This window comes from Mesorhizobium sp. WSM4884 (assembly GCF_029625675.1).
In the GTDB taxonomy this organism is placed as follows: Bacteria; Pseudomonadota; Alphaproteobacteria; order Rhizobiales; family Rhizobiaceae; genus Mesorhizobium.
Map to the genome: position 1 here is coordinate 201,674 of NZ_JARTVO010000006.1, position 13,033 is coordinate 214,706.

At 65.5% G+C, this 13,033-nt stretch carries 12 protein-coding genes; 5 read left to right on the forward strand and 7 right to left on the reverse strand.

What is annotated here, in order from left to right:
• Positions 1–19: 19 nt before the first annotated feature.
• A complete protein-coding gene (locus P9236_RS12190; RefSeq protein ID WP_278074864.1) occupies positions 20–886 on the reverse strand; it encodes a LysR family transcriptional regulator in 867 nt (288 codons plus the stop codon).
• A gap of 96 nt (positions 887–982) precedes the next feature.
• Between P9236_RS12190 and P9236_RS12195 the strand changes: the two genes are divergently transcribed.
• The gene (locus P9236_RS12195) at positions 983–1,582 is read left to right on the forward strand and encodes a LysE family translocator (protein WP_278074865.1); all 600 of its coding nucleotides are present in this window, start codon (positions 983–985) and stop codon (positions 1,580–1,582) included.
• A gap of 6 nt (positions 1,583–1,588) precedes the next feature.
• Here the strand turns inward: P9236_RS12195 and P9236_RS12200 are convergent, their stop codons facing one another.
• On the reverse strand, positions 1,589–2,383 hold the full coding sequence (locus P9236_RS12200; protein WP_278074866.1) for an SDR family oxidoreductase: 795 nt from the start codon (positions 2,381–2,383) through the stop codon (positions 1,589–1,591).
• Between the two features lie 187 nt (positions 2,384–2,570).
• Between P9236_RS12200 and P9236_RS12205 the strand changes: the two genes are divergently transcribed.
• Entirely contained in the window at positions 2,571–3,035 is a 465-nt protein-coding gene (locus tag P9236_RS12205; protein ID WP_278074867.1) for a MarR family winged helix-turn-helix transcriptional regulator, read from the forward strand.
• Between the two features lie 141 nt (positions 3,036–3,176).
• On the opposite strand, the gene P9236_RS12210 is transcribed toward P9236_RS12205, so the two are convergent.
• Positions 3,177–4,355 carry an MFS transporter gene (locus P9236_RS12210; RefSeq protein ID WP_278074868.1) on the reverse strand — a complete coding sequence of 393 codons (1,179 nt, stop codon included), beginning with the start codon at positions 4,353–4,355 and terminating at the stop codon, positions 3,177–3,179.
• A 192-nt stretch (positions 4,356–4,547) separates the two neighbouring features.
• On the opposite strand from P9236_RS12210, the gene P9236_RS12215 reads away from it, so the two are divergent.
• The 3 genes from P9236_RS12215 (at position 4,548) to carB (ending at position 9,646) form a co-directional block, all read left to right on the forward strand.
• On the forward strand, positions 4,548–4,904 hold the full coding sequence (locus P9236_RS12215) for a helix-turn-helix transcriptional regulator (RefSeq protein ID WP_278074869.1): 357 nt from the start codon (positions 4,548–4,550) through the stop codon (positions 4,902–4,904).
• 195 nt (positions 4,905–5,099) lie between these two features.
• Positions 5,100–5,903, forward strand: a complete 804-nt coding sequence (locus tag P9236_RS12220) for an SH3 domain-containing protein (protein ID WP_278074870.1) — start codon at positions 5,100–5,102, stop codon at positions 5,901–5,903.
• 251 nt (positions 5,904–6,154) lie between these two features.
• Complete coding sequence (carB, locus tag P9236_RS12225; RefSeq protein ID WP_278074871.1) at positions 6,155–9,646, forward strand: carbamoyl-phosphate synthase large subunit; 3,492 nt, start codon at positions 6,155–6,157, stop codon at positions 9,644–9,646.
• Positions 9,647–9,693: 47 nt separating this feature from the next.
• Here the strand turns inward: carB and P9236_RS12230 are convergent, their stop codons facing one another.
• The 4 genes from P9236_RS12230 to P9236_RS12245 all read right to left on the reverse strand — a co-directional run bounded on the left by P9236_RS12230 (position 9,694) and on the right by P9236_RS12245 (position 12,977).
• Positions 9,694–10,257 carry a DUF4142 domain-containing protein gene (locus P9236_RS12230; protein ID WP_278074872.1) on the reverse strand — a complete coding sequence of 188 codons (564 nt, stop codon included), beginning with the start codon at positions 10,255–10,257 and terminating at the stop codon, positions 9,694–9,696.
• 117 nt (positions 10,258–10,374) lie between these two features.
• Positions 10,375–11,115 carry a DUF899 family protein gene (locus tag P9236_RS12235; protein ID WP_278074873.1) on the reverse strand — a complete coding sequence of 247 codons (741 nt, stop codon included), beginning with the start codon at positions 11,113–11,115 and terminating at the stop codon, positions 10,375–10,377.
• 123 nt (positions 11,116–11,238) lie between these two features.
• Positions 11,239–12,063 (reverse strand): carbohydrate ABC transporter permease, encoded by an 825-nt coding sequence (locus P9236_RS12240; protein WP_278074874.1) that lies wholly within the window; start codon positions 12,061–12,063, stop codon positions 11,239–11,241.
• Positions 12,063–12,977 (reverse strand): sugar ABC transporter permease, encoded by a 915-nt coding sequence (locus tag P9236_RS12245; protein ID WP_278075003.1) that lies wholly within the window; start codon positions 12,975–12,977, stop codon positions 12,063–12,065. The genes P9236_RS12240 and P9236_RS12245 overlap by 1 nt, the downstream gene beginning before the upstream one ends.
• Positions 12,978–13,033: the final 56 nt, after the last annotated feature.

Consider the following 13,033-nt stretch of genomic DNA (forward strand, 5'->3'; position numbering starts at 1 on the left):
ACCCAAGTTCTTCCAGGGCTCAAGCCGCAACCGGCCGCCGCGCCAGCCCTTCCCTGATATGCCGCGCAAACTCTCGCGCGGCGGGCTCGATGCCATGTTTCGGCAGATGCAGGTTGATGGCGAAATTCGGCAGCGCCGGCAGGTCGGCATCAGACAGGATGTCGAGGTCCGCGGGAACTGTCGAGGCAAGCCATGTCGTCACTGCCAGGTCCGAGCGTACCGTCGCCGTCGTGGCGTCGATGTTGCCGTTCTCGAACACTGTGCGCCAATCGAGGCCATGGGAGCCGAGCGCGGCCAGCACCGCCGGCCGAAAGGCGCAGGTGTCGGCGACCATCGAGACCGGCAAGGGTCGCTTCAGGCGCGCCGAGCCGCCTCTCGCGCCGACCCAGACCAGGCGGTCGACCAGCAGGCATTCGCCAGCCGTTGGACCGGCCCGCTCCTCGATGACGGCGAGATCGATCGTCCCTGCCGCCAGCGCCGCCGCGAGCTCCGGCGAGGAGGCGCAGGCCAGCGAGATCTCCACTTGCGGACAGGCCTCGCTGTAGGTCTTGAGTACAGGTTGAAGCAACGTGCCGACGAGGTCGTAGGGCACGCCGATCCGCACCTGGCCGGAGACCGCCTTGCCGCCCATTTCGGCGATGATCTCGTCATTGAGCTGCAGCAGACGCCGGCCCTTGTCGAGCAGCCGTTCGCCCGAGCGCGTCAGCTTCAGACCGCGCCGGTCGCGTTCGAACAGCGTCTGGCCAAGCACCTCCTCCAGTCGCTTGATCTGCTGACTGACGGCGCCTTGCGTCAGATTGAGCGCATTTGCAGCGCCCGTCATGCTCGCTTTTTCGGCTGCAGTGACGAAGGTGCGGACAAGCGTGGTATCGAGATCGCGGATCATTATTCATTATAACTGCTAATGGATACCATATCAAACATTGCATTTACTGATAGCACAGAGCGCCTAGCATACGGCTTCTTCGACCGGGAAAGCTGTATGTCCGAAACCATTACCCCTCTTGTCCTGTTCGCGCTGATTTCGACCTCGACGCCCGGCATCGCTACGACGTTGTCGACCGCATCCGGCGCGCAGTTCGGCTTTCGCCGTTCCGTGCCGCTGATGGCCGGCAGCGCCGCCGGCCTCGCCTCGGTTGCGGCGGCGGGTGCTGCCGGCCTCGCCGGGGCTGCTGCCGCCGTCCCTTCCCTCCAGCTCGCCATGAAGATCGCCGGTTCGCTCTATCTGATCTGGCTGGCGATAAGGATCGGCCGCAGCGGCCCGCCCAATCTCGACGTGAAGTTGGCCAAGCCGAACAGCTTCTTCGGCGGCGCCGGCATCCAGTGGATGAACCCGAAAGGCTGGGCGATGGGACTGGGCGCGGCCGCATCATTCGCGGCGCTCGCCGAGGGCCCCTTGCAGCTCGCGCTGTTGCTGGGCGCCGTGTTCGGCCTTGCAGCGGCTTTCTCGCTGTCGCTGTGGTGCATGGCCGGCACGCTGCTGGCGCACCTGCTCAAGACCGAGCGACAATGGCGCGCGCTCAACATCGTGCTTGGCCTTTTGCTGGCCGCCTCGATCCTGCAGATGTGGCGGCCAGCCTGAGAGAGACTATACGGCGTAACGCGCCGCCGGCTTGCCGGCGAACAGGCTGCCGTAGAACTGGTCCCGCGCGCCGAGATAGGTGTCCAACCCGGCCGGATCGGCCAGCCCCGGCGCGGTAACGGTTTCGCCCTGGGCGAACCCGGCAAGCGCCGCATCGACCAGGTCGTCGGCGCTCATCACCCAGTCCTGATTGATCCGGTCGAGGCTGATCCCGGAGACGTCCCAGAATTCGGTGCGGATCGGCCCGGGCAGGACGACCTGCGCCCGCACATTGGTGCCGGCGACCTCCTTCTGCAGCGCTTCGGTGAAGTTGACGACATAGGCCTTGGTGCCGCTGTAGATGCCGCCGACGGCGATGCCATAGGCGACGACCGAGGCGATGTTGACGATGGCGCCGCGGTTGCGCGCAAGCAGCCCCGGCAGCACCGCGCGCGTCAGCCTGGTCAGCGCCACGACATTGACCTTGATCATGCGCTCGGCCGCGTCGGCATCGGCTGTCGCCACCGTCTCGATGCCGCCCATGCCGGCATTGTTGATCAGCAGCGTCACGCTCTCGTCCGCGCTGATCGCCTGCTCGACCCGGCGCAGATCGGCGTCTGCGGAGAGATCGGCTACGATCGTCCTGACCTTGCGGCCATAGGCATAAGCCAGCCGGTCCGCCACTTCCTGCAGCCGGTCGGCGCGCCGTGCCACCAGCACCAGATCGTAGCCCTGCCCAGCCAGCCTATCGGCATAGACCGCGCCGATGCCCGAGGAGGCGCCGGTGATCACGGCCGTGCCCTTGTTTTCGCTCTTGCTCATCGTCATTCCTTTCGTCCTGTTCGCTCATGTTCGGCGTCGATGGACACCTCAGCCGCCGAGCCTGCATCCAATTAGTGGCATATGCCACTTTTACGGAAGTAGGTATATGCCACTATCTTGTCAACGGCGGTCGCGAAAACTATTTTTGCGGCAGGTCGGCGCACCTTCGCGCCGGCAAGGAGTGGACATGACCGAAGCTCAGCAGCCCGGATTCAGCCGTTGCAACAACGCCACCTTGCGGCGCGCCGCCCGCAGGCTCGGCCGCTTCTACGATGACGCGCTGGCGCCTTCGGGACTGAAGGGAACGCAGTTTGGCCTGCTCTTCCAGATCCATGCCGGCGGCGAGCCGGCGATGGGCGCTATTGCCGAAGAGCTGATCATGGATCTGTCGGCGCTTGGCCACACGCTGAAGCCGCTGATCCGCGATGGCTATGTCGAGACTTTTGCCGACAAGGACGACCGCCGCATCAAGCGCGTGCGGCTGACGCCGCAGGGCCAGACCAAGCTCGACGAGGCGATCAAGCTGTGGAGCGCCGCCCAGCGGCAATTCGAGGATATGGTCGGCGCGGAACGGGCCGCGAAGCTGCGCGCAACGCTGGACGAAGTGGCCGCGCTGGATCTCGAGTTGGCAGCGGCCGCTCCTTCCATCTGAAGAAGCGGCCGTCGGTGAGTTCTTAGAGCAATTCCAGGAAAAGTGTGATCGGTTTTCCGCCCGGAATTGCGTAAAAACGAAGAGTTAGAGCGGTTCAGCGTTTCCGTGAAACGGTGAACCGCTCTAGCGTTTTGGCCGAGCCTATTCTGCCGGCATGGCGACCGGACGGGCGAACGCGCGGCCGGCGAGCACGACGCCCAATCCCATGATCGGGAACATCGCCGCGATCAGGCCGAGATCGGCCGGCGCGCCGAAGCGCAGCACAGCACCGCCGACCACGGCGCCCAGCGCGACGCCGAAATAGAGCGCCGAGGCATTGAGCGAGAGTACGATCGGGGCGGCGTCGGGCGCTATTTTGATGATGCGGCTCGCCTGCGCCGGCGGAAAGGCCCAGCCGACGATGCCCCACGGCACCATCATGCCCATCAGCGCCGGCCCGGCGATCGAATGCGGCAGGAAGGTCGGGATCAGCGAGAAGGTGACGAGCATCGCCGCGGAAAGCGCCAGCGACCAGCAGACGGTGCGCGGCGCGCCGAAACGGTCGGCGGCCTGGCCGCCGGCAATGTTGCCGATGACTGCGCCGATGCCGAAGGCGAGCAGCATGCCGGGCAATGCAAGCGGGCTGAGACCGCCGCCCTCGATGGCGAGAGGCGCGATGAAGGCAAAGACGGTGAAGGCGCCGACCAGCGCCAGCACGGTGGTCACCAGGATCGGCAACACGCCGGGACGGACCGCGGCCGCCAGCCGGCGTTTCAGCGGCAGCCTGGTGCCGATGATGCCGCGCGGCAGCCGCCACCACAGGATCGCGCCGGCAAGAGCGCCGAGTCCGGCGATGGCGAAGAATGTGCCGCGCCAGCCGGCGATCGCCGCCACCAGCGCCCCGAGCGGCGCGCCGACCGCGACCGCCACCGTGGTGCCACCGACGACGACGGCAATCGCACGCGCCCGGTGATGGTCGTCGACCAGCGCCACGGCCGTACCTTGCGCGGTCGCCGCGAACAGGCCGGACGAGAGCGCCATGACGATGCGCGCGATCAGCAGCAATTCGAAGGACGAGCTCACCGCCGCGACCAGATTGCCGATGACGAAGAAGACCAGCGTCCACAGGATGACGCGCCGCCGGTCCCACTCGCCTGTCAGCGTCGCCAGGATCGGCGCGCCGATCGCATAGGCGAGCGCGAAGGCGGTGATCAGCGATCCGGCGATCGGAACGGAAATGCCGGCATCCGCGGCGATATCGGGAAGAAGGCTGGAGATGACGAAGCCTTCGGTCGAGATCGCGAACGATCCGAGCGCCAGCCAATAGATCCGCTTGTCCATGGGGATGTCCTTAGTTCAAAAGTTATTGAACAATTGGACATAAACGGGCATGATGTCAACCGAGCCAGGGGAAAATAACCGACCCCTGCTGACAGCCCTGTGTCAGGACCAACAAAAAACCGAAAGACCGTGCAAACCGGCAGGAGGAGGAGACGCGTTGAAGTTGTTTCAGTTTGTGCTTAATTCTGCGACATGACCTTGCCCCACCCGACCGCCGATCAGATCAGCCTGCCGATCGTGCTTGCCGTGCTCGGCGACCCGACCAGGCTTGCCATCGTACGCTATCTCGCCAGCAAGGAAGGCGTGCCGATGAACTGCGGCAAGTTCCTCGACCTCGCCTCCAAGACCAACCTCAGCTACCACCTCGCCAAGCTGCGCGAGGCGGGCGTGACCCGCACCGAAGCGGTCGGCACCAGCCGGCTGATCACGCTGCGCCGCGACGACCTCGACAGACGCTTCCCCGGCCTGCTCGACAGCGTGATCGCGGCTGCCGGCGAGGACAAGGCACTTCCCGCAGTCGGCGCCGCCGACACCGAAATCGACGCCTGATGCGCATTGCCGTTCTCGCCGACATCCATGGCAACGTGCTGGCCTAAGCGAAGCTCTCACCCAACCGAGCGGCCAGGCCGACGCGTCCATTTTGGAGATGACATGCGACGGCAACCTCCCCTAAAAACGCCGTGGCTTGAGGTGGGCGCGCCGATTCTGGTCGCGCCTGACAATTGCATTGCCCGTGGCCGAAGAATGAAGCGCAAAGTCACGCTCCGATCGACATTGCTGATCGCCGCTCCTTTGCTGCTGGCCGCCATGCCGGCTTTGGCTGAGGAGGCGCCGGCGGCGATCATTTCGATCGTCGGCGGCCTCGCGCCCGACGATCTCCTCAACATCCGCGCCACCGCTTCCCCGGGCGGAAAGGTGGAGGCGCGCCTGCCGAACGGCGCGGCCGTGAAGAACTACGGCTGCAAGCTCGTCAGCAACTATCCCTGGTGCAAGGTCGAGGATACGCAGGACGCGCACATCACCGGATGGGCGCCCGCCCGCTATCTCAGCCCCAACAACCCGGCCCCTGCGCCGGAAGATGCCGCCGTCCCGGCGACTGAGGCCGCCGCGCCTCAGCCCTCCGAGGAGCAGCCGGACATCGCGTCGCGCCTGGGCGGCAGCGAGCCGGCCGAGCCGCCATCCGCGGCCGACATCAGCGTGACCGCCATGCAGGACGCCTATCGTCTCGCCTTCGCGGCCTCGGCGTCGTCAGCCGAAGAATCCGACACTCCTGCCCCCGATGCCGCCGGCGGCATTCCCTGCGCGCGCCGCATCGGCCAGCCGATGACCCGTTGCGAGGTGAGCGTCGCGCGTACGGATGGCGACAGCGCCGTGACCGTAACCTGGCCCGACGGCGGCACGCGCGTCATCAACTTCCATGGCGGCATGCCCGCCGGTTCGGACTCGCCGGATAAATTCCGCTACACGCGCGAAGGCAGCTTGAACATGATCCGCGTCGGCGTTTCCGAGCGGTTCGAGATCACCGACGCGCTGGCATTAGGGGAGTAAGGAAATAGGGGAGTAAGGGAGTAGGGAAAGAATGGCTACTGCCCTACTGCCCTACTGCCCTACTGCCCTATTCCCTTACTCCCCTCTATTCCCTTACTCCCCTGCTCCTCTCATTTTCGGGGTTACATCCGCCAAAACTCTTCCCTATAAGGCCCTCCTAGCCTGATACCAGAATCGCAAGCACAACCGGCCGGGTCCTCCCCCCGCCCGGTTTTTCGTGCAAGCCGCTCGCCGAACGGAACCAACTGCCTATGCCAAGACGCACCGACATCAAGTCGATCCTGATCATCGGGGCCGGCCCCATCGTTATCGGCCAGGCATGCGAATTCGACTATTCCGGCACCCAGGCCTGCAAGGCGCTGAAAGAGGAAGGGTTCCGCGTCATCCTGGTCAACTCCAATCCGGCTACCATCATGACCGACCCGGAGCTGGCCGACGCCACCTATATCGAGCCGATCACGCCCGAAGTGGTGGCCAAGATCATCGCCAAGGAGCGCCCCGATGCGCTTCTGCCAACCATGGGCGGCCAGACGGCGCTGAACACGGCGCTGTCGCTGCGCCGCATGGGCGTGCTCGACCGCTATCAAGTAGAGATGATCGGCGCCGACGCCGCGGCCATCGACAAGGCCGAGGACCGCGCGCTGTTCCGCCAGGCGATGAGCAAGATCGGCCTGGAGACGCCGCGCTCGATGCTGGCCAACGCTACCGAGGTCAAGGACGCCGACCGCAAGATCCACGAGGCCGAGCGCGCCGCGCTGAAGGCGGAGCACCCCGAAAACCTCGACGCCGCGCTCGACGCGCTGGAGACGCGCTGGAACCTCGGCGAAGGCGACCGCAAGCAGCGCTATATCAGCCACGCCATGGCGATCGCCGCCCAGGCGCTCGACCATGTCGGCCTGCCGGCGATCATCCGCCCCTCCTTCACCATGGGCGGCACCGGCGGCGGCATCGCCTACAACCGCGCCGAATTCTACGACATCGTGCAGTCCGGCCTCGACGCCTCGCCCACCACCGAGGTGCTGATCGAGGAGAGCGTGCTCGGCTGGAAGGAGTATGAGATGGAGGTCGTCCGCGACAAGGCGGACAACTGCATCATCATCTGCTCGATCGAGAACCTCGATCCGATGGGCGTGCACACCGGCGATTCCATCACCGTGGCCCCTGCCCTGACGCTCACCGACAAAGAATATCAGATGATGCGCAACGCCTCGATCGCGGTGCTGCGCGAGATCGGCGTCGAGACCGGCGGCTCCAACGTGCAGTTCGCCGTCAACCCGGCCGACGGCCGCCTGGTGGTGATCGAGATGAACCCCCGCGTCTCGCGCTCCTCCGCCCTTGCCTCGAAGGCGACCGGCTTCCCGATCGCCAAGGTCGCGGCAAAACTCGCCGTCGGCTACACGCTGGACGAGTTGGAGAACGACATCACCGGCGGCGCGACGCCGGCTTCCTTCGAACCGTCGATCGACTATGTGGTGACGAAGATCCCGCGCTTCGCCTTCGAGAAATTCCCCGGCGCCGAGCCGGTGCTGACCACCGCCATGAAGTCGGTGGGCGAGGTGATGGCCATCGGCCGCAGCTTCCAGGAATCGCTGCAGAAGGCGCTGCGGGGACTGGAAACCGGCCTCACCGGCCTCGACGAGATCGAGATCCCCGGCCTCGGCTCCGCCGACGGCGCCGACGACCGCAACGCCATCCGCGCCGCGCTGGGCACGCCGACGCCAGACCGGCTGCGCATGGTGGCGCAGGCGATCCGCATGGGCACCTCGCTCGAGGACGTGCACGCCATGTGCAAAATCGACCCGTGGTTCCTCGAGCAGATCGCCGGCATCATCGCCATGGAAGAGCGTATCCGCGAGCATGGCTTGCCGCGGGACGCCGCCAATCTGCGCATGCTGAAGGCGATGGGTTTCTCCGACGCTCGCCTCGCCTCGCTGACGAAGACCGACGCGGAAGTGATTCAGAACATTCGCGAAAAGCTCGGCGTTCATCCGGTTTATAAGCGCATCGACACCTGCGCCGCCGAGTTCGCCTCGCCGACCGCCTATATGTACTCGACCTACGAGACGCCGTTTGCCGGCGAGCTCGCCAACGAGGCGCGGGTGTCGTCGCGCAAGAAGGTCGTCATTCTCGGCGGCGGCCCCAACCGCATCGGCCAGGGCATCGAGTTCGACTATTGCTGCTGCCATGCCGCCTTTGCGCTGCGTGACGCCGGCTTCGAGGCGATCATGGTCAACTGCAACCCGGAGACCGTCTCGACCGACTACGACACCTCCGACCGTCTCTATTTCGATCCGCTGACGCCGGAGGACGTGCTGGAGATCCTGCGCGCCGAGCAGGCGTCGGGCGAGCTCGTCGGCGTCATCGTCCAGTTCGGCGGCCAGACGCCGCTGAAGCTCGCCGACGCCTTGGAGAAGGCCGGCATCCCGATCCTCGGCACCTCGCCCGACATGATCGACCTAGCCGAGGACCGCGACCGCTTCCAGAAGCTCTTGCACAAGCTCGGCCTCACCCAGCCGAAGAACGGCATCGCCTATTCGGTCGAGCAGGCCCGCCTCGTCGCCGCCGAGCTCGGCTTCCCGCTGGTGGTGCGCCCATCCTATGTGCTCGGCGGCCGCGCCATGCAGATCATCTACAACGAAGGCATGCTGCAGACCTATCTGCTCGACACCGTGCCCGGCCTGGTGCCGGAGGACATCAAGCAGAAATACCCCGCCGACAAGACCGGCCAGATCAACACGCTGCTCGGCAAGAATCCGCTTCTGTTCGACACCTATCTGACCGGCGCCACCGAGGTCGACGTCGACTGCCTGTGCGACGGCAAGGAGACCTTCGTCTCCGGCATCCTGGAGCATATCGAGGAGGCCGGCATCCATTCGGGCGACAGCGCCTGCTCGCTGCCGGTGCATTCGCTCCACCCCGACCTCGTCGACGAGCTGGAACGGCAGACAGCAAGCTTGGCTCGCGCGCTCAATGTCGGCGGCCTGATGAACGTGCAATACGCGATCAAGGACGGCACGGTCTATGTGCTGGAGGTCAACCCTCGCGCGTCGCGCACCGTGCCCTTCGTCGCCAAGACCATCGGCCGCCCGATCGCCAAGATCGCGGCCCGCATCATGGCCGGCGAGACGCTGGAGAACGCCTTCGCCCATTACGGCGCCATGCCCGATCCGCGCAGTCCGGGCCACATCGCGGTCAAGGAAGCCGTCTTCCCCTTCGCCCGCTTCCCCGGCGTCGACATCCTGCTCGGGCCGGAAATGCGTTCCACCGGCGAGGTGATGGGCCTCGACCGCGACTTCGCGCTGGCCTTCGCCAAGAGCCAGCTGGGCGCCGGTGTCGATCTCCCCCGTTCCGGCACGCTGTTCGTCTCGGTGCGCGACGAGGACAAGAAGGGCATCCTGCCGGCGGTAAAACGCCTCGCCGGCCAGGGCTTCAAGGTCCTCGCCACGTCCGGCACCGCTCGCTTCCTCGCCGAGAACGGCGTGACGGCGGAAAAGATCAACAAGGTGCTCGAAGGCCGCCCCCACATCGAGGACGCCATCCGCAACCGCCAGGTCCAGATCGTTTTCAACACCACCGACGGCCAGAAAGCGGTGTCGGACTCGAAGTCGCTGCGCAGAGCCACACTGATGCAAAAGGTGCCGTATTACACGACGCTTTCGGGGGCGGCGGCGGTGGCGGAGGCGATTGCTGCGCTGAGGGCGGGGAACCTGGAGGTTCGGCCGCTGCAGGAGTATTTTGGGTGAAGGCGCCTTCCCTTCTCCCCTTGTGGGAGAAGGCAAGGATTTGCCCCTCACCCCTGATGCGCCACCGCCAGCTCCTTCACACGCTTCTCGTGCATCTTCAGCACCGGCAGCGTCTTCTTGGCGAATTCCTTCATCGCCGGGTCGTCGCCCGACTTCGCATAGGTGCTGAACAACGCGACCGTATCCTTGTGCGCGTCGGTCTGCATCTTGATGTATTTCCGGTCGAAATCCTTGCCGCTGGCGCTCTTCAATTCGCCGAGCATCTGCTGCTCCCTGGGCTGCAGCGCGGGATCGGAGGGCTTGATCGATGAGGTCGTCTGGCCCTGGCTCATCGCCGCCTTGAAATCCTCGCCGATCTTGGCGTGGTCGGCAATTATCTGGCCGGCGAAAGCCTTGACGTCGGCCGACGCCGACTTCTGCTCGGCCAGCTTGCTCGACTGGATCTCGAATTCGTTGGCGTTGGGCACGGTGGCGGCGAAGGTCTGGGTGTCGACCTTGTTCTCGGTCACCATCGGGCCGACCGCGTCCGGGCTGGTGTCGTCCGACTGGGCAAGGGCGGCCGGCGCGCCGGCAAGCAGCGCGATCGCGGCCAGGGGCAGAAGCGTTCTCATCTGAAGTCTCCGATCCGGAACAGCCCCTCTGCCATCCCAAACGCGGCACCGGCGTCGGGGTTGCCTGGAAAGACCGGCCGCCGGAACCGCCCGCCCTTGCCGTCAGTGGCAGGATGCTTAGGCGGCGCGTTCGGAATATTGCAGCTGCTCATGCCAGTCTGGGCGGCCTTCCGGGGTGAAATCCATCAGGTTCCACAGGATCTCGCAGGTGCCGATGGCGCGCGGATCCTGGCCGGGCTCCGCCGGCGCGAAACCAAGCTCCGACGACCAGAAATGGCGGATGCCGTCACTGTTGCGGTGGAACACCGAAAGCAGCGGTATCTGCGCGCCGTCGCTGGTCTCGGAATTGTAGTCGCGCTTGAAGCTGTTGCCGGCCGAGGAGACGAGCCGCATGTTCTTCCAGCCGCGGTCGCGGGCGAGCGCCGTCAGATTGTCGAGCGCCGTCTTGGCCACCACGGAGAAGTTGAAGCCCGCCGCCTCAAGATGGCCGATCGCGCCGTCGAACTGGTCGAGCAGCGCGGTGCAGGACGGGCATGGCTGGTCCGCTCGGCCAAGCTTCGCCGTCTCGCCGCTCGCCGCCACCGCGCGCGTTTCCTGCGGATGGCGCGGGAACATCATCTGGTAGAGGATCAGCGTATCCTTGCCCGGCTGGAACAGGTCGGACAGGCTGACCCGCGTCGCCCTGCCCTCGCCGTCCAGCCCGTCGAAGACGTAATCCCGCGACACCAGCCCGCCCGGCGGCAGCGCGCGCCTCGCCGCAGCCACGGCTTCCATGGCGCGGCGCAGCTCGATTTCCTTTTGCAAGAGCTTCTCGCGGGCGGCGCGGTATTTGGCGGATTCGTTGGGAAAGGTGATCATGGCTTTCTCCTTGGCCGTCGCGCCGGCGTCCCGGCGCGGGTTGCACTATGGCCGAAGGACGTGTCGCGCCGGCTGCATCCGACATTCTGGCGCCCGCCGCCGCCACTTTCTTTTCTGTTGCGCCTATCCCTTGACGCCGCCGGCGGTGAGACCGGAGACGATCTTGCGCTGGAAGATCAGCACCAGCACCACCAGCGGCACGGTGACGATCACCGATGCGGCCATGATGTTGCCCCAGGGGATCTCGAACTGCGAGGTGCCGGAAAGCAGCGCGATCGCCACCGGTACGGTGCGCTGCGCGTTGTTGGAAGTGAAAGTCAGCGCGAACAGGAACTCGTTCCAGGCGCCGATGAAGGCGAGCATGCCCGTCGTCGCCAAGGCCGGCCACATCAGCGGCAGGAAGACGCGGGTGATGATGATCCAGGGCGTCGCGCCGTCCAGGATCGCCGCTTCCTCGATCTCGACCGGCAGGTCGCGCACGAAGGTGGTGAGCACCCAGACGGTGAACGGCAGGGTGAAGATCATGTAGGAGAAGATCAGCGCGATCAGCGAATTGTAGAGGCCGGCCCAGCGGATCATCTCGAACAGGCCGGCCAGCACCGCCACCTGCGGGAACATCGAGACCGACAGGATGCCGAGCATCAGCGCCGAGCGGCCGCGAAAGCGAATGCGCGCCAGCGAATAGGCGGCAGTGACACCGAGCAGCAGCGAGATCAGCACGACGGCGCCCGAGACGACCAGCGAGTTCACGAGATTGCGCAGGAAGGTGCCTTCGGTGAACACGTTCCTGTAGTTGGCGAGGCTGATCGTATGCGGCCAGAGGCTAGCCTCGAAGAGCTCCGTTCCCGATTTCAGGCTGGTGGCAATCGCATAGTAGAACGGGAAGACCGCGATGAAGATGATTACCGCCACCAGCAGATAGAAGGCTGTGCGCTTTAGCAGTGCCATCAGCGGCCTCCGTCCAGGCTTATCCGGGCGATGCGGATGTAGGAAATGGTGAGCAGCGCGAGGATCAGGAACAGCAGCGTCGAGGCGGCCGAGCCATAGGCGAACTTGTCGAACTCGAACAGGTTCTCGCGCGCGAACACCGACATCGACTTGGTCCGCACGTTGTTGGGCGTCAGCACATAGATCAGGTCGAAGATGCGCAGCGCATCGAGCGCGCGGAAGATCACCGCCACCATCACCGCCGGGCGGATCAGCGGCAGGGTCACCCGCCAGAAGATCTGCCACGGATTGGCGCCGTCGAGTTTTGCCACCTCGACGATCTCGCGCGGCAGCATCTGCAGTGCGGCAAGGATCAGCAGCGCCATGAACGGCGTCGTCTTCCAGATGTCGACGATCAGCACGGCGACCATCGCCGTGTCGGCGCTGGCGGTCCAGGCGATCTTGGCATGGATCAGGCCGAGGTTCAGCAGCACGACATTGATGATGCCGAACTGGTCGTTGAGCATCCATTGCCACATCTTTGCCGAGACGATCGTCGGGATCGCCCAGGGAATGAGGATCGCCGCCCTGACGATGCCGCGTCCACGGAACTCGGCGTTGAGCACAAGCGCGACGATCATGCCCAGGATCGTCTCGCAGGTGACCGAGACCGCCGTGAAGCGCACGGTGTTCCAGACGGCGCGCCACCACACCGGATCGACGAGCAGCCCGTCATAGATGGTGCGGCCGCTCGGCATGCTGAGCATCGAGAAGTAATTGGCGAAGCCCACCCATTGGCGGGCGTCGAGGTCCGACAGCGAGGCGTCGGTGAAGCTGAAATAGACGGTGCGGATCAGCGGCCAGCCGGCGACGGCGGCAAGCACCGCAAGCATCGGCGTGAGGAACAGCCAGGCCGAGCGCACGCGCTGCGCCATCAGCCGTGAGCGCGTACGCCGGGTGGCGACTGCTTCCGGCGCCCGTTTCGTCTTGC